The sequence below is a fragment of the Acidaminobacter sp. JC074 genome, from assembly GCF_022496765.1.
Taxonomy (GTDB): Bacteria; Bacillota; Clostridia; order Peptostreptococcales; family Acidaminobacteraceae; genus JABXKX01.
This window is the reverse complement of the sequence record NZ_VANV01000008.1, coordinates 96334-113605: the sequence shown is the minus strand read 5'-3', so window position 1 is coordinate 113605 and position 17272 is coordinate 96334. Positions and strand designations below refer to the sequence as shown.

13 protein-coding genes are annotated in these 17272 nt (G+C 35.5%); 3 read left to right on the top strand and 10 right to left on the bottom strand.

What is annotated here, in order from left to right; genetic code table 11:
* Positions 1 to 87: 87 nt before the first annotated feature.
* Positions 88 to 1374 carry a DUF4317 domain-containing protein gene (locus EZV73_RS09950; protein WP_240840148.1) on the top strand — a complete coding sequence of 429 codons (1287 nt, stop codon included), beginning with the start codon at positions 88 to 90 and terminating at the stop codon, positions 1372 to 1374.
* 38 nt (positions 1375 to 1412) lie between these two features.
* Here EZV73_RS09950 and EZV73_RS09945 read toward each other — a convergent pair whose 3' ends face one another.
* The 5 genes from EZV73_RS09945 to hcp form a co-directional block, all read right to left on the bottom strand.
* Positions 1413 to 2381: a diguanylate cyclase gene (locus EZV73_RS09945; RefSeq protein WP_240840147.1), complete on the bottom strand. Its 969-nt coding sequence runs from the start codon at positions 2379 to 2381 to the stop codon at positions 1413 to 1415.
* On the bottom strand, positions 2362 to 2934 hold the full coding sequence (locus EZV73_RS09940; RefSeq protein ID WP_240840146.1) for a chemotaxis protein CheB: 573 nt from the start codon (positions 2932 to 2934) through the stop codon (positions 2362 to 2364). Before EZV73_RS09940 ends, EZV73_RS09945 begins: the two co-directional genes overlap by 20 nt.
* The gene (locus EZV73_RS09935; protein WP_240840145.1) at positions 2927 to 3775 is read right to left on the bottom strand and encodes a protein-glutamate O-methyltransferase CheR; all 849 of its coding nucleotides are present in this window, start codon (positions 3773 to 3775) and stop codon (positions 2927 to 2929) included. Before EZV73_RS09935 ends, EZV73_RS09940 begins: the two co-directional genes overlap by 8 nt.
* On the bottom strand, positions 3775 to 7587 hold the full coding sequence (locus tag EZV73_RS09930) for a CHASE3 domain-containing protein (protein WP_240840144.1): 3813 nt from the start codon (positions 7585 to 7587) through the stop codon (positions 3775 to 3777). Before EZV73_RS09930 ends, EZV73_RS09935 begins: the two co-directional genes overlap by 1 nt.
* A gap of 344 nt (positions 7588 to 7931) precedes the next feature.
* Positions 7932 to 9557, bottom strand: a complete 1626-nt coding sequence (hcp, locus tag EZV73_RS09925; protein WP_240840143.1) for a hydroxylamine reductase — start codon at positions 9555 to 9557, stop codon at positions 7932 to 7934.
* A 136-nt stretch (positions 9558 to 9693) separates the two neighbouring features.
* Here hcp and EZV73_RS09920 point away from each other — a divergent pair, with 136 nt between their 5' ends.
* Both EZV73_RS09920 and EZV73_RS09915 read left to right on the top strand, forming a co-directional pair.
* Positions 9694 to 10098 (top strand): DUF1801 domain-containing protein, encoded by a 405-nt coding sequence (locus EZV73_RS09920; protein WP_240840142.1) that lies wholly within the window; start codon positions 9694 to 9696, stop codon positions 10096 to 10098.
* A 10-nt stretch (positions 10099 to 10108) separates the two neighbouring features.
* Positions 10109 to 10558, top strand: a complete 450-nt coding sequence (locus EZV73_RS09915) for an SRPBCC family protein (RefSeq protein WP_240840141.1) — start codon at positions 10109 to 10111, stop codon at positions 10556 to 10558.
* Between the two features lie 35 nt (positions 10559 to 10593).
* On the opposite strand, the gene EZV73_RS09910 is transcribed toward EZV73_RS09915, so the two are convergent.
* The 5 genes from EZV73_RS09910 to EZV73_RS09890 form a co-directional block, all read right to left on the bottom strand.
* Positions 10594 to 12381 (bottom strand): ABC transporter ATP-binding protein, encoded by a 1788-nt coding sequence (locus tag EZV73_RS09910; RefSeq protein ID WP_240840140.1) that lies wholly within the window; start codon positions 12379 to 12381, stop codon positions 10594 to 10596.
* On the bottom strand, positions 12381 to 14189 hold the full coding sequence (locus EZV73_RS09905) for an ABC transporter ATP-binding protein (protein ID WP_240840139.1): 1809 nt from the start codon (positions 14187 to 14189) through the stop codon (positions 12381 to 12383). Before EZV73_RS09905 ends, EZV73_RS09910 begins: the two co-directional genes overlap by 1 nt.
* A 269-nt stretch (positions 14190 to 14458) precedes the next feature.
* A complete protein-coding gene (locus tag EZV73_RS09900) occupies positions 14459 to 14920 on the bottom strand; it encodes a GNAT family N-acetyltransferase (protein WP_240840138.1) in 462 nt (153 codons plus the stop codon).
* A 58-nt stretch (positions 14921 to 14978) separates the two neighbouring features.
* Positions 14979 to 15734, bottom strand: coding sequence for a gamma-glutamyl-gamma-aminobutyrate hydrolase family protein (locus tag EZV73_RS09895; RefSeq protein WP_240840137.1), 756 nt, complete (start codon positions 15732 to 15734; stop codon positions 14979 to 14981).
* Between the two features lie 44 nt (positions 15735 to 15778).
* Positions 15779 to 17257 carry a hypothetical protein gene (locus EZV73_RS09890; RefSeq protein ID WP_240840136.1) on the bottom strand — a complete coding sequence of 493 codons (1479 nt, stop codon included), beginning with the start codon at positions 17255 to 17257 and terminating at the stop codon, positions 15779 to 15781.
* Positions 17258 to 17272: the final 15 nt, after the last annotated feature.

Sequence of the window (17272 nt, the reverse complement as noted above, 5' to 3'; positions counted from 1 at the left end):
GTTTCTTCCATATCATTTAACAAAATTAAATTGCTTAATTTCAATTATCGATTATACTATATATTGTAGGTAAAAAAGTGAGGTCATATGGAAAGAAAAGATTTACTGGAACTGAAAAAAAGATTTAAAAAAGAAGAAAATACATTCACAAAGGTCTGTGGCTGTTATGTAAATAGTGATAAAGAACCTGTCCTAAAGTTTAGAGAAACATTTCATAGTCTGCCAGATGATGAGATGTTTAAGTATTTAGAAATTGCCAAGAAGACCTTATCAGGGAAGATTGGCAACAACATGCTTGAACTGACATTTCCTTTAGATGACAAGTTTGAAAATGAAAAGCAGCAACTTCTGATGATGATAAAAAAGTCAGGACTTAATCAAGACGGTCTATTAGATATCCTCTATGAATCAATTATTGACAACTATGAGGATTCAGGCAATTACTTAATCCTCTTGTACCACGATATCTATGATGTCATGGTGAAAACCTCTGATAATAGAAAATTAGATGAATCTGAAGAAGTGTATGAATACATCATATGTGCCATATGTCCTGTTAAGCTGTCTAAGCCAGGTTTAGGCTACTTCAACAAAGAGAATCAAATAAAATCAAGAATCAGAGATTGGGTTGTGGATGTACCTGCAGCTGGCTTTACATTCCCAGGCTTTATCGACCGTTCTTCAGATGTAGGTACGGTTATGTATTATACAAAAAACGTAAAAGAACCACAGATTGACTTTATGGAAAATGGTTTAGGATGTTTTTCTAAGCAAACGGCAACCAATCAACTCAATACTTTTGAAGCCATTGTAAAAGAAACCGTTTCTGATAAAGAGGTTTCTGAGAAGGTATTTATTGATATCCAAGAGAACTTAAATACCATGATTGAAGAACATAAGGAAATTTATGAAGATACAGACCACGAACCTATAACACTAACCAAAGAAAAGGTTAAAGATATTCTAGTGGAAAGTGGTCTTTCAGAAGATATATCACTTAGGATTGAAGAATCTTATGAAGAAAAGTTTGGAGAAGAACCGCCTCTAGCAGAAAATCTAGTAGATGCCAAACTTCTAAAAAAGAATGAGCAAAAGAAAACAGAAGAGCGACTTTTAAATCAAATCGAGGAACTTGAAGCCAAACTCGAACAAGTAGAAGCGCCGAACTCAGACGACCAAGAAGTTGAAGCAAATGATGAAGAGGAACTTGAAGAAACTCAAGAAGAAACAAAAGATTATGATGTTGTTTTACATGTAAAACCAGAAAAACTTGATGCCATTAAGACTGAAATCATCAATGGACAAAGATGCATTCTTGTACCGATAGATGACGATGAACAAATGACCATCAATGGTCTTGATAACTTGTTATAGGCGTATTTAAAGGTAGTTGAAATCAACTACCTTTTATATTACCAAGAACACCTGTTGCGACCTTCTTCTTTAGCCCTATAAAGGGCTTCATCGGCATATTCCACCAACTGATCAACTTCCTCATCAATAATAGGCAAAACAGATGCAATACCGATGCTTACAGTAATAACCTCAGGTTTGCCTTCTCTAAAGTTTTCAATCTGAAGATCTTCAATATTTTGCCTGATTCTTTCAGCAACCTCCACACCACCATCTAACTCAATATCCGGCAATAAGACTGCAAACTCCTCACCGCCATATCTTGCTGCCAAGTCAAATGGTCTATTAAGGGTCTTAGAGATACATGCTGCTACACGTTTCAAACACTCATCACCTTCAACATGACCATAGGTGTCGTTATAGTTCTTAAAGTAATCAATGTCAATCATTAGAAGTGTAAGAGATGTCTTTCGCCTAATGGCCCTTCTACCTTCTTTATTTAATGTTTCATCAAATGCCCTTCTGTTTTTAATACCAGTTAATTGATCCATTTGAGTTAACTTCAAGAGTTCCTTCTCAGCTTCTTCTAGATCTAAAATCTTCTTTTCAAGCTCCTCTGATTTTTTCTCAATAACTTTGGCCTGTACATGTAGTTTTACAAAGACGTTGACCTTGCTCTTTAAGATCTCTTTTTTAATAGGCTTATAAAGATAATCTACAGCACCAAGTTCATACCCTTTAAAGACATACTCTTCTTCTTTGTTGATGGCTGTGATAAATATAATAGGAATATCTTTTGTTCGGTCATTTTCCCTCATAAGTTCAGCGACCTCAAAGCCTGTTATATCAGGCATTTGTATATCAAGTAAAACCAAGTCAATGCTTTCTCTCATCAAGATTTTCAGACACTCTCCACCGTTTTTAGCTTCAAACAATCTGATATTTGGTGCGTTAATAACTGCCTTAAAGGAAATCCTGTTTGCCTCTATGTCATCAACTATCAATACATTAGTTATTATATCTTTCATCAAACTCGCCTTCCTTTAAAAAGTCATTTATCTGATTCAATGTCATTACCACTGGATGATCTAGTAACTTTAATGCTGCTTGAGGCATGATTTTCATATAGGCCTCATTGGGATTCTGAACAATGCAATATCCCCCTAGTACTTCTATTCTTTTCATGCCTTTAGCACCATCGGTATTTGCACCCGTTAGAAGTATACCTGTCAATTTTTCTTGATAAACCTCGGCTGCAGAGTTCATAAGTACATCAATGGAAGGTCTAGAAAAGTTGACCTTATCTTCAATTGACAAGGAAAATGTAAAATCACTTTCTACTGACAGATGGTACATGGCCGGTGCTATATACACTACCCCCTTATGGATAGATTCACCGTCTTTAGCCTCTTTAATTTCAAGATTGCTATGCCTTTTGTAAAGCTTAATTAGAACGTCCACAGACCGGCCTATATGAGAAACAACAACTATTGTATAATTGATTTGCGAAAGATTCTTTAAAACTTTTCCTAATGCATCAACACCTCCAGCAGAGGTTCCAATGACAATCAAATTATTCATAATCTAGTCCTGACTGTTTTTTATATATTCTTCCCTTTGAAGAAAGTGTGTCATACTTGCCTTCTAAAGAAGTAAACTGTAATGATTCCTTGGAACCGATACCTAAAATGCCGCCAGCCACCAGGCTGTCATCCAGTAGATCTAAAACTGTGTTTTTTAAACCCTTGTTAAAGTATATCAAAACATTTCTACAGACTATCAGATTGGCTGTGATGAACTGTTTGTCTTGAATCAAATTATGCTTTGTAAAAACAATATGGTCATATAGGTCTTGGTCAAAAATAACAGAATCAAACTTGGCAGTATAGTATTCAGAAAAAGATCGATTGCCACCTGCTTCCTGATAGTTCTTGGTCCATGCCTGAACATGCTTGATATCATAAATACCCTTCTCGGCTATAGCAAGAACATGTTCATTGATATCAGTCGCATAGATAGTCGATTTTCCTAATAGTCCTTCTTCCTTTAGAAGAATGGCCATAGAAACAACTTCTTCTCCCGTAGAACAACCGGCATGCCATATCTTAATAGAAGGATAAGTCTTGAGCATAGGTATGACTTTCTCTCTAAGATCTGTAAAAAACTGAGGATACCTAAACATCTCTGTTACATTGATAGACAAATCCACTTGAAGCAGGCCAAAAGTCTCATAATCATATAAGACCTTTGACATCAACTCAGAGATGGTCTTGCAACCACTTCTTTCAAGCCTATAAAGTACGCGCCTTTTCACATGACTTAGAGTATAGTCTCTATAATCATAGCCATACCTCATATAAATTGCATCCAGTAGAAGCTTTATTTCAATGTTTTCTATATCTAATAATTCTTTTTCATCCATCATAACCACACTCTCAATAAGGACATTAGTTTATTACGATCTATAGGCTTTGGTAAATACTCATTGGCACCAGCCTTAATACAAAGCTCTTTATCCCCCTTCATAGCCTTAGCTGTCAAAGCGATAATCGGTAGATCTAAATACTTGTCCATCTTCCTAATGGATTTGATAGCCTCATAACCATCCATAACCGGCATCATGATATCCATAAGCACAAGGTCTAAATCATCTATATCACCTATCAGATCCAAAGCCTCCTGACCATTGTTGGCAATCTCTGTTTTTATGCCAAGCTTATTAAGAATAGTAGATAAGGCAAAGACATTTCTCATGTCATCATCAACAATAAGCACCGACTTGCCGGCAAATAAGTCGTTTTCATAGGTATCTGACTCTAAATGCCCCCTATGATGTTTGACTCTGTTGACAAATAGTTTGACTTCATCAAGTAGTCTCTTTTTAGAATCACCCTCCTTGATGATGATATCATCGACCTGCTTTCTAAGCTTTACTTCATCACGTTGACTGATGCTGTCATTGGTATATATAAGAATAGATAGAGACTTGTTCATACTACTCAACTTCATTTGGTCTATCATGTAGACTTCATGTTGGCCGATTGTATCTAAATCCATAATGACAAGATCAATCATAGTCTGACCAGTAATATCCATGGCCTCCTCATCAGACTTGCATTCCAGAATCTCTAAATGAGAGGATTCGATTTTAGACAAGTCCTTTATCATTTCTAAATCCAAGTCAACTGCATTATGAAGGAGTATTTTTTTCTTCTCTTTCTTTTCTGATAAGGTATTGTTGAGAATATCAACAATGGTCGCCTTGTTAACAGGTTTTCTATAAAACTGGACATCTTGGTCTAATAAGTCGTCATTTAAGTCTTTGCCGCTGATGATATTAATAGGGATGTCCTTGGTTCTATCATTTGATTTCAGCCTCTTCATAACTTCATAACCATCCATACCAGGCAAGCCTATATCTAGAATGATACCTGATGGCAGATAAAAATCTGCTAAATGCAAGCCCGTTTCACCCGTTTCAGCAATTAAGACTTTAAAGTCATTTCGCTTACTGATTTCTTTTATGACTTGAGCAGAAGTCGGATCGTCCTCTATAATTAAAAGAACCTTATCATCTTTGTCAATATGCTTTCGATCATCTTCAACATACTCTTCTACTTTATTGTCCGCTTTTTCTATAATATCAAGCTTAGTGCGTTTTAAAGGTATGGATAAGATGAAACGACTGCCTGAATCTTTTTTACTCTCTACTACTAGGCTACCTTCTAAAAGCTTCGCATACTCGCTGGATATAGAAAGGCCCAGTCCAGTACCCCCAAACTTTCTAGAGGTTGTGCCATCTTCTTGTTTAAAGGCAGAGAAAATCAATTCCAGCTTGTCTTCTGAAATACCGATACCTGTATCTGCAACTTCAAAGTAAATCTTATCTTCCTTTGCTGCTATACTTAAGCTTACCCTACCATGACTTGTAAACTTAAAGGCATTGGATAAAAGGTTATTGATGATTTGCTTCAGTTTCATTTCATCTGTATCAATAAAGTCAGGTACCCCATCTTCCACTTGAATTGAAAAGTTTAACTGACTCTCTTCAGATACCTGTCTAAACAGATTGCTTGTATCTGTAACAAACTGTCTGATTTCTAAAGGTTCAATAAAGACTTCTACATGGCCAGCTTCTACCTTAGAAAGGTCTAAAATATCATTGATCAGAGCAAGCAAGCCTTTACCTGATTTGTTAATGGTTTCAGCGTACTCAGTTTCTTCTTCAGATAAAAGTTCTGATTCACGTAAAAGTTCAGATAGAAGAAGTATGCTGTTTAGCGGTGTTCTTAACTCATGGGACATATTGGCTAAGAACTCCGACTTATATTGACTTGATTGCTCTAACTTATCAGACTTGTCTTCAATGATTTTTTTGGACTCCTCTAACTCAATATTCCTGGTTTCAAGTTCCTTTCTTTGAGATTCTAATAGTCTTGTATTTTCTTCTAACTCCTCATTGATTGCCTTTAAGTTTTCTTGCTGAACTTCTAGCTCACTCTGTGAGTTCATGAGAGCTGCGCTTTGACTTTCTAGTTCTGAGTTGGTAACCTTTAACTCTTCTTTTTGAAGTTCTAACTTATTATTGGCTTCGTTTGCAGCCTCGAGAAGCATTTTTATCTCATCTCTGCTCATGGCATTTTTAATCACAATACCTATATCTGAACCGATTTTATTAAGAAACTGATCCGATCGATCACTTAATGCCGCTAATAGGGCTATTTCGAGAACAGCAATCACTTGACCTTCAAAAACACAAGGTAGAATAACCACAAGGCTCGGCAGAGTGGAGCCTAAGCTAGAATCGATCTTCAAATAATCTTCGGGAACATCATACAGTCTTATAAGTTCCTTATCCAGTACGGCTTGTCCGATGAGACCCTCACCAACTTGATAGGACTTTCTGATTTCTGATAGCTTGTCTAGTGCATAACCGCCCCCAAAAGTGTACTTGTTGTTATCTGTTGTATCTAAGATATAAATGCTACCGTAAAGACCTTTGACCTTCTTAGTGACATACTTAATAATCAGTGATAAAAAATCATCTATATCTAAGGATTCTTCAGATATTTTTCCAACCTGCATCTGCCCTTGTTGGATCCAGTTGTTGCTTTCTCTTTCTTCTATATTACCTCTAAGCATATCTAGTAAAGACTTATAACCATTGATCATGGTATTGATTTCAGATATACCATAGGTTTCAATTTCAACCTGCTTATCAATATTGTCCACATCAAAGTCTTTCATTAAGCTAGTAAAGTTAACAAGAGGTTTTGTGACCTTATTGGTTGCAAAGTATAGACTGATGCCGGCAAGAACAATGATTGCCGAAGCTATATAAAGAGCAATATGAGATATTCTAAACTGCAAGTCTGACTGAATCCTTCTATCAAGAAGTAGGTCCTGTTCAACTTGTTCAAAGACATCAATTTTATTTCTAATTTGGTTCATAATTGCCTGGTCTCTACCTTTTGAGAGTTCATCATTCAAATCTTGATTGGTCAGATACACAGATGCTTCTTGAACCAAATCGATTTCTTTTTCAGCTACATTTATAATCCAGTCATATGCAGCACTTGAGATGGCTTGATTATTTAGCGTGTTTAGATATACATCTAGTGTAGTCCTACCTTGATAATAAGGCTCAAGAAAAACTTCTTTTTCATTGATGATATAAGCCCTAACACCTGTTTCCATATTGATCATGCTGATTAAGATATTCATCCTTAAGGCTTCATCTTCAATATCTTCAACAAGCAGACGTACATAATCCATCTTGTCCTTGCCTAAGCCAGAAGTAGTAAGGTCTATGAGTTCTTCTCTGACATGACCCGACTCAACTATCTCATCTTTAATGTGAAAGTATCTTTCAGCAACTTCATTTTCCCAGGACAGAGCTAAGTCCTCTAAGTCCTCTAGTAAAACCACCTGGTCGGGATTATCAGAAACTTTGACTTTCAAGGCATTTAAACGACTCTTATAAGTTTCTTTTGCTTGATTGTAAGGCTCAAGATAAGTTTCATCACCCGTAATTAGATAACCTCTTAATCCCGTTTCCTGGTCTATCATGTCCCCTCTGAGCTTTTCTGCCATTAGGATAACTTCATATGTATGATTGACCCAATCAGAATCCCTATCTAGATTGGATAGAGTCGCAAACAATATGACGGCCATGGTAACCATAACAATAATAACTGATGCATTTATGATTCTAAAAATACTCCTTAACTTCATTCTTTGCCTCCAAGATGCATGATATAAAAAAAGACAAACATTCAACACTTTGCCTTTCTAGTCTTAAACACATTGATACAACATTAATCTTATACCCAATATCAAGCTAAAATCACATGATATAAGAAGAGTAGTCCTCTCGTTTAAGCATGTTATAAATCAAACACATATAGCCAGTGGCTTTCTACTAGTTCTTCTGTTCCGAACTTATGATAATAAGTAATCCCTTCCACAAGGATGGCTATCTTATTATTATATTTGATATTGAAATATTTACATCCACCCAACTAAAATTTAATATGTATGTTACATGTAACAAGGGATGCATCAGCATCCCCAGTTTATTATAAGATTAAGTTTTTAATGTCATTCTCTACTGTGTCTATGCCAGCAATGCCAAAGGTATCTACAAGTACCTTAGCCACATTAGGTGATAAGAAGCCAGGAAGAGTTGGTCCCAAGTGAATGTTCTTAACGCCTAAGTATAGAAGTGATAAGAGGACAATAACAGCCTTTTGCTCATACCATGCAATGTTGTAAGCAATCGGTAGATCATTAACATCTTCTAGTTCAAATACTTCTTTAAGTTTCAGGGCTATAAGGGCTAGTGAGTAAGAGTCATTACATTGTCCAGCATCTAGTACTCTAGGAATACCACCAATATCACCTAAGTCAAGCTTATTGTAACGATACTTAGCACAACCTGCTGTTAAAATAACCGTATCTTTTGGTAGAGCTTCAGCAAACTCAGTATAGTACTTTCTTGAGTTCATTCTACCATCACAACCTGCCATAACAACAAACTTCTTGATTGCGCCTGATTTAACAGCATCTACAACCTTATCAGCCAGTGCAAATACTTGATTATGAGCGAAGCCACCAACAATAGTTCCTGTCTCAATTTCCTTAGGTGGTTCAGTTTCTTTGGCCATCTTAATAATCTCAGAGAAATCTTTAGAACCATCTGCTAAACGATAAATATGCTTAGCACCTGGTAGTCCAGCAGAACCTGTTGTAAAGATTCTTTCTCTGTAACCTTCTTTTCTAGGAGGCACGATACAGTTTGTTGTAAATAAAACAGGACCGTTAAATGAGAAGAAATCATCTACTTGGTGCCACCAAGAGCCACCATAGTTACCAGCGAAGTGATCATACTTTTTAAATGCTGGATAGTAGTGAGCAGGCAGCATTTCACTGTGTGTATAAACATCTACGCCAGTACCCTTTGTTTGTTCTAATAACTGCTCTAAATCTGTTAAGTCATGACCTGAAATCAAAATACCAGGGTTGTTTCTTACACCGATATCCACGCTTGTGATTTCTGGGTGACCATATTTACTTGTATTGGCTTCATCTAAAAGTGCCATTGACATAACACCGTGCTCACCAGTTTTCATAACAAGTGCAACCAAGTCATCAGCAGTCATTTCAGTTGTCACTAAATAAAGCGCTTCATACATAAATCTATAAATCTCAACATTTTCTTTTTCGCCATTAAGAGCATGTTCACTATATGCCGCCATGCCTTTTAAACCGTATACAACCATCTCCTTAAGAGATCTTAAGTCCTCATGCTCTGTAGCCAATACGCCGATGGCAGCAGCTTTTTCCTGCATTTCTTCATCAGTCGTATACTCAAATGTAGCCGCATCTGACCAAGATGTTTCAGACGTTAACTTTTTAGCTTCCTCACGATAGGCAATCACCTTTTTAATCTGGTTGATTAGCATAGGACCATCAAAGTTTGCATTTGTAATCGTCATGAACAATGAGTTTAAGAGCTCATGATTACATCTCATGATTTCATTCACATCAATTTTACCCTTGTAAACAACTTCAGCCAAACCTTTTGTTGTGTATACCAATAAATCTTGAATTCTTGCAATGTCCTCAGTCTTACCACAGACACCTCTTACAGTACAACCTGTACCTCTTGCGGTTTCTTGACATTGGAAACAAAACATGCTCATAGTTACCTCCCATAATATATTTAAGTGAATTACATTCCTAGTCACGTAATACCCAACTACCAAATTGGTAAACTAAATAAAGAGATTAAGTTTCAATAATGTCTAAAACGGTATATAAAGAATAGGAGGATTAGCAATGAAAGATAAGTTTACTGAGTGGATAGAAAGAATCCCTAATGAAAGACGAAAAGAAAATGCCTACAGAATATTTAACATCATGAAGGATGAAATCGATACACCACCTAAAGTATGGGAAGACAAATCCATTGGTTTTGGAGACTTCCACTATATCAACAAAACCAACGAAGGTGATATGCCAATTATTGCTTTTGTTGCAGCAAAAGCTCATATTACCATATATTTCGCCGTACAAGGCTTGGATCCCTATACCGACCTACTAGACAAAATAGGTTCTTATAGACGTGGAAAGATCTGTCTTTATATCAGCAACATGGATAAAATCAATGAAGACGTTTTTAGAAAACTTATTCACCTTTACTTCAAAGAAGCCATGGCAATAAAGGTAAAAAACAATAGATAAGGAGGCCACTATGAAAGTTGAATCTAAAATATCAATTTCTGGTAGTAAGAAAGATATTTGGTCTGTTATCACAGACATTGAACATTCTGATCAAAACATTTCAGGCATTAATAGCATTGAAATCATTAACAAGCCAGAAGATTCTCTGATAGGTCTGAAATGGAAAGAAGCTAGAACTATGTTTGGTAAGGAAGCATTTGAAACCATGTGGATCACACATGCTGAAGAAAATACCTATTATCAAACTCGTGCTGAAAGTCACGGAGCAGTCTACATTTCTAAATTCACCATAAAAGAAAAAGATGATACTTGCGAACTCACAATGGGATTTGAAGGCACACCTCAAAGTATGCTAGGTAAAATTATGAACGCAATATTTAGCGGCATGATGAAAAAATCAACTCTTAAGACTATAGATCTTGATCTACAAGATATAAAGAAAGTTGTCGAATCCAAATAATTTAAACCTCCAGTCAACTTGACTGGAGGTTTAAATTATGCACTATAGTATTCTGCTTGAGCATTAAAGAGTTCTGCATATGCAGAATCTTTTATTGTTATCAGTTCATCATGTGAACCTCTTTCAATGATATGGCCATTTTCAAACACAAGTATACTATCACAGAACCTACATGAAGACAGTCTATGTGATATGTATATTGCTGTTTTTCCTTGAACCAGTTCATCAAATCGTTGGTATACATCATGTTCTGCAAGAGGGTCTAAGGCAGCCGTCGGCTCGTCTAAAACGACGATTTCAGCATCCTTATACAAGGCTCTTGCAATGGCAAGCTTCTGAGACTGACCACCTGAAAGTTTAGTAGCCTCTTTGTCATAGCCTTTATCGAGTGCTGTTTTAGCACCGTACTGAAGCTTTGATACATCTTCTTCCATACCAACTTCTTTAATAATATGTTCGATGTTATAGGAATATTCATTACTATCCTTACCTGTAATATTTTCTTCAACAGTTATTCCAAACAATCGATAATCTTGAAAAACAGCTGCCACTTTAGACATATAAGTCTCATAGTCTAAGTCCTGAATGTCTACACCGTCTAAAGTAATCACACCTTCAGTTGGTTTATAAAGTCTAGTTAATAGCTTAACAAAAGTGGTCTTGCCTGCACCATTTTTACCTATGATAGAGATTTTCTCTCCTTGTCTGATGGTTACATTCAAGTCCTTTAAGGTGTAATCGTCTGCTCTTGGATACTTAAATGAAACATTTTCAAACTTGATTTCATACTTGCAATCTTCAGAAATAGGCTGATCACCCTGTTCATGAGATCTTGGAATCTTTTCATACTCAACCAATAGTTCTAATTGTCTACACAGCCTGTTGACCTCTATGATACTAGAAACAAACTGATTCATACTTGTGCCTAGCTTACCAATGGAACCAGCATACATCATAAAGTTACCTAAAGTGACACTGCCAGCAAGCGTTCTTCTGGCTAACAAGAAATAAGTTATAACTGTTTGAATCTGAACATTTACGCTGACAAATCCATTTAATCTAGAAATAGCTGAATAGACTCTTAAATAAGTTTTATAGATCAGTAAGTTTGTTCTGTTCATCTTAGATAGAATCAAGTCGGTCATATTGTAGAGTCTAACATCTTTAGCAATCTCTAAGTCTGCTGACTGTCTTAAAAAGTATACAAATGATCTGTTGTTACCTACTGTTTCAGTAGATTCAAAGTAATAGTACTCCTGTACTTTTCTAAACAAGAAAGAGTTCACAAGAACAACGCCTATCAGAAGGAGTAAAATCCATGGACTAAAAGTCCAGATGATACCAATCAAACTCAAAAGTAAGATTCCTTCATTGGTAACACTTGATAGCGCCATTATCATAGAGCCCATCAACCAATGGTTTCTGATGGCAAACAAGGCTCTTTCCTTTAAATCTAATATGTCAGGATCTTCAATGTTATAATAATCAATTTCAGCAGTCTTCTTAGCTATATATCTTTCAAAAGCATTGTTAAAAAGCTGGGTATAATACTGGGTTTTATACTCAAACCATCTTTCGCCTGAAGTAAGAATAAAGTTTGAGATAGCAATCATAGCAATCAAACCAACCATATACTCAACCCTTTGCAGGTTTGTCAGTTCATCTACAATAAGTTTGGGACCAAATATAAAGACAAGTGGTCTCAGTGTTTTAAATATGGACTGTAAGACAAGTGCAGGTATATACTGGGGTGTCAACTTATGAACCAAGCGAATGAAATAAGTAATTACCTGTCGGTTACTGTTTAAGAATTGCTTTTCCATTATGCACTCACCTCCTCAGATTGATAGTATTTAGCCTGAGTATTAAACATATGAGCATACTTGCCTTCTAAGGCCATCAACTCTTCATGTGTCCCATATTCTTTTATCAAACCTTCCTCAAAGTAAGCCACCTTATCACAGAACTTTGTAGAAGATAGTCTGTGTGATATAAAAATGGCTGTTCTACCATCAATCATATCGCCAAAACTTTCATAGATGCCTTTTTCAGCAATTGGATCAAGTGCTGCTGTCGGCTCATCTAGTATAACGATTGGACCATCCTTGTAAAGAGCTCTTGCAAGTGCAAGTTTTTGGTTTTCTCCACCTGATAACTCCAAACCATCATCTTCAATGATTTTTAAAAGAGGTGTTTGTATTTTTTTCTCTAAAGACTCTACCTTAGACTTTAGTCCTGCTCTTTTTAAAGAAGCCCAAACAAGTTCTTCATCTAGATCTTCAGATGCAGCCACATTCTCTGCTATAGAAGCGGCGAAAGGTTTGATTTCCTGAAATACTACTGAAAACAACTTGTACAACTCAGTTAAGGAGAAATGACTTGTATCGGTACCATCTATTGTTATAGAGCCTTCATCAGGCTTATACAATCCTGTCAGAAGTTTAATCAGAGTAGACTTGCCTGCACCATTGACCCCTACAACAGCAAGCTTTTGTCCAGCAGGTATCTCTAGAGACAAGTCATCAAATATAACTTTATCTGTTCCCGGGTACTTGAAAGTCACATTGTTAAAGTTTATAGACAACCTGTCACCTTCAGGTAGTTTCTCAGGCTCCCCTTGAACTAGATAGTCTTCTATGTCCATAAAGTTTCTGTAGTCATCTACATATCTTGCACATAACTTTAACTCAGTAAAATCTCTCATCAGTATCTGCATCCAAGCTGCAAAACCGCTGACAGCTGTTACATAAAAGATGAAGTTACCAAAACCCATCTGGCCCTTTAAGACCATGTATGTGATATAACCTAAAACAATGCCATCTCGAAGAAATACCAGAAGCGCATCAAAGAAGTTTACATTAAAGCGTTTCTTTAAAATGCGTTTTCTAATCGTTTCTTGTTTTTCGTGGTTGAAGACCATCTTTTTGACAAGCATATCCTTTAGCTGATAGATACGTGTATCTTTACCAAATTCAAAATCAGTCATGGTATTTGAAAGATATTGGGCTTTTCTTCCGAAAAATCTCATTTCTTCTTCTTGTTCATGTTCGTATGCATCTGACCTTTGTTTAAGTTTGTAAGTGATGTATACACTTCCTAATAGATAAACGAGTACCAATGGATGAAGATTCATCAAAATACCAACGTAGCCTATAAAACCTAATATGTAACCAAATACAGAGAAAGAATACTTCATGACTCCACCCATACCTGCATTAGGATTAGAAGTGGTACGTGTCGCCCTATGTAAAAGGGTTTGAGTATCTGAATTTTCCACATGATGGTATTCAAGTTTCATGGCTTTTTCATGAAGCTCAAGTCCAAACAACATGCGAACTCTAGCCATTTTCATTCTGTAATAGCCAATACAGGCTTCTTTTGTAAAGTAGACAAGACCAGCTACTACAAGGGTAATACCAAGTATCCACATGATCTTGTTCATATCTGCACTAGACTCAAGCTCATCAATAACCAGTTTAGGTACCACTACCCAAACAAATGGTGCAATAGCAACAGCTATGGTATTTAATATCAGAGCAACAATGCCTTCAGGATGCCATTTTTTCATGTTTTTAAACACATAATATACATTCAAAAACAGTTTTCTCTTTTTTCGTTTTGTTTCTTCCATAAGCCCCCTTCTATACATAAATACAACCAATCTACACTAAAAAGTATCTTTTTAATTCTATCACAAATATAAGAAAGAATAATCATAAATATAACGAATATAAAGAATATTCACAACGCAGTTATACCAAGATAGTTTTAAAAGTGTAAGTCTCTATAATTTATAGGAAAACAGATCTTATTACAATTGATAAGATTGATTTAACCAAACTTGCCATACTCAAAATTAAGCATAAGAAAAACCTCGTTCAAAACGAGGTTAAAAACATTCTATTCACCTAAAGTAAGCTTATACACGTGCTCACCTTCATCAATTTCACCAGTTGCTACAAAGCCAAACTTTTCATAAAACTTGGATGGCGATCCCTCTCCTGGTACACAAGAAGTATAAAACGCTTTAGCGCCTGGCTGTTTCTTTACAAAATCTACAACAAGTTCAAGTGCTCTTTTACCAAAGCCCTTTCCTTGATGCTTCTCATCAATCATGTATCGCCATAAGTAGTAGTCTTCATCTTTAATGTTAAGATCCAGCATAACAAATCCAACGAAAGTGCCATCATATGATATGGCTCTAAACCATGCTGTATCAGAAAAATACGCTTGAGATATAGAAATGGCATTAGAAGCAACAAAATGTTTTTGCTTGTCTGCTACAGATAATCTAAGTACCTCTCTTACAGTCTCAGCAGTTACCTCTGTTAAAGTTAATAAATCTAAATTAATATCAGTCATAAGTCCCCCTTGTATCAATCATAACACGACAAACTCTATTTAAGTATGTAGAAAACACTTATCTATCATTCTGACATGATTCAACAAATGCTTCAAAAACCTTCATGTAGGATGGATTCTTTTCCACCATCATTTCAGGATGCCATTGAGTGCCGATAACAAACCTTTCTCCTGAAAGTTCTATTGCCTCTATAGTTTCATCAGATGCATGCATGGTGGCTAAAAAATATTTCCCAAGTCTATCAATGGACTGATGATGAAAACTGTTAATACCTAGCTTATCAACACCAAATACCTTATATAGTTTAGAATCCACCTCAAGACTTGCATCATGTGATGGTAGGTGTTTTGGGGATTCTACGATAGCATGTTTAAAGGGAGATTCTGCCTGATACCTAGTGTCCTGATTTAGAGTACCTCCAGATACCACTGTCAGTGTTTGACAGCCTCTACAGATCCCCAGTATAGGCAGGTCTGTTTCATATAGAGCTATCTTAGCTAGTTCTAACTCATAAGCATCTCTTTTAGGCATCAAACCACCTAAGCCTTCTTTTGGAGATTGATTATAGTATTTAGGATCTATATCACTACCACCTGATAAAAGTAGTCCATCTATTTTTGAAAGGAGTGATTTAATATCTTCAACCTCACTTAAAACAGGTAGAATGACTGGTATACCACCAGCTTCTTTAATTGAATAAATATAGTCATCTGCCAAGAGTTGCCACTCCTGTTCAGGTGCACCTATCTTTAGATTTGTCCCATGATAATCATGAGTCGAGTAGTTCGATGTTATGCCTATAATTGGTTTCATATGACTGCGCATCTTTCAATCTACCTCTTCCTTTTATTTTAGTATTATATCTTGTTGAAAATTTTTAATACCCTATCTGTATAAGTATCAAAATACTGATCAAGAACTTTTATAACTTCATCTGCTTCTTCATTCTTAATCGATTTCGAGAATACACCTCTTTGGTTTTTGGCAGTTATCAACTTAGGATCAACATTTTTCATAATCATTTCATCAACAAAAGGTTTAACTTTTTCATTATTGACATCATCCACTAAGAACTGCACTTTCATTTTTCCAGATCTAAGTACAATTTCGAAATGCAGTGCAGGCCATTTTCTTACCTCAGGAAATTCATTCTTCAACTCTTTTGGATTACATCTTAAATATTTATTCGTTCCATGATGAACATGTAATCCTTTGTCTATTAAGTAATCATATACTTTTATACTTAGTTCCTCGTTTATTTTAAATGGTATATGATGAGCGGAATATGTATGTGAAGATTTTTTAACCATTGATTCCCCTTTTTCAAACGTTTTGTAAGTCTCTTTTATCATATCATCCATTACTTCTGATGACTCACACTTTTTAGATATATAATTATTCTTTGCAACTGATTGAAAATTTTCACTCGATCTTAACTCTTTTATTTTATCCCCAAACATCTTCATATTTTCTGATATATTAAGTTCAAAGTCTTGTGCACCTAGTTGACGTTTGAACATCACCCATAAGTTTTTCCTAATCTTATAGACTTTAATAGCAACATCTTCATGGATCAAGCGAGCCTGTTTATCTATTATATGCCCCTCGAGTAATTCTAGTACAGGTCTCCCATTAGCTACTACAATACCATCATCACTTAGATTATTCTCAATTGAAAGAAGAACTTCATCTAAATAGTTATTATAAACTGATAAACTTTCAAGCTTATCTTTTAGCATATCGAGACTTTCACCAAATTTTCTTGAATGGTAAGGTATTAGCTCAGGAAATGCAAGTGACATATCCTTAGTCAACTCTCTAAAAACTAAATGATCATTCTTATAAACTGGTGTTAATTTGTCATAACCAAACTTAGCCCTTACATCTTGAATTGAAACAGTCTCTTTGTTAGATTCCTGAAATAATGCATATATCACTTTCATAACTCTTTGGTAATAAGTATTCATCTTTCCTTTTAATAAAAAATCATTTATTCCATAAGAATTATAAAAACTGAAGTAACCACCGTCATATTTGTGAGCTGCTTCTTTTTCTAAATACTGCTCATCACTATACCCTGGATTTAATCCGAAATATACAAAATCGAACTTTGGTGTCTTATTTTCTTGTGTGTTTATAATACATGGCATCGTTACTGGAGCCATAAAAACACCATTTTCTATCGTTCTTAAACGATAATCTTTATGCGTAATATTAAGTTCATTATTAATATAGTTTATTTGAGAAGTCATTTGATCCTGATATTTTCTAACATCATCAGACATATTCTCAACACCTAATAGAACTTCCGTTAATTTTTTCATATAATTGATCATTAAATCCTCCAAATC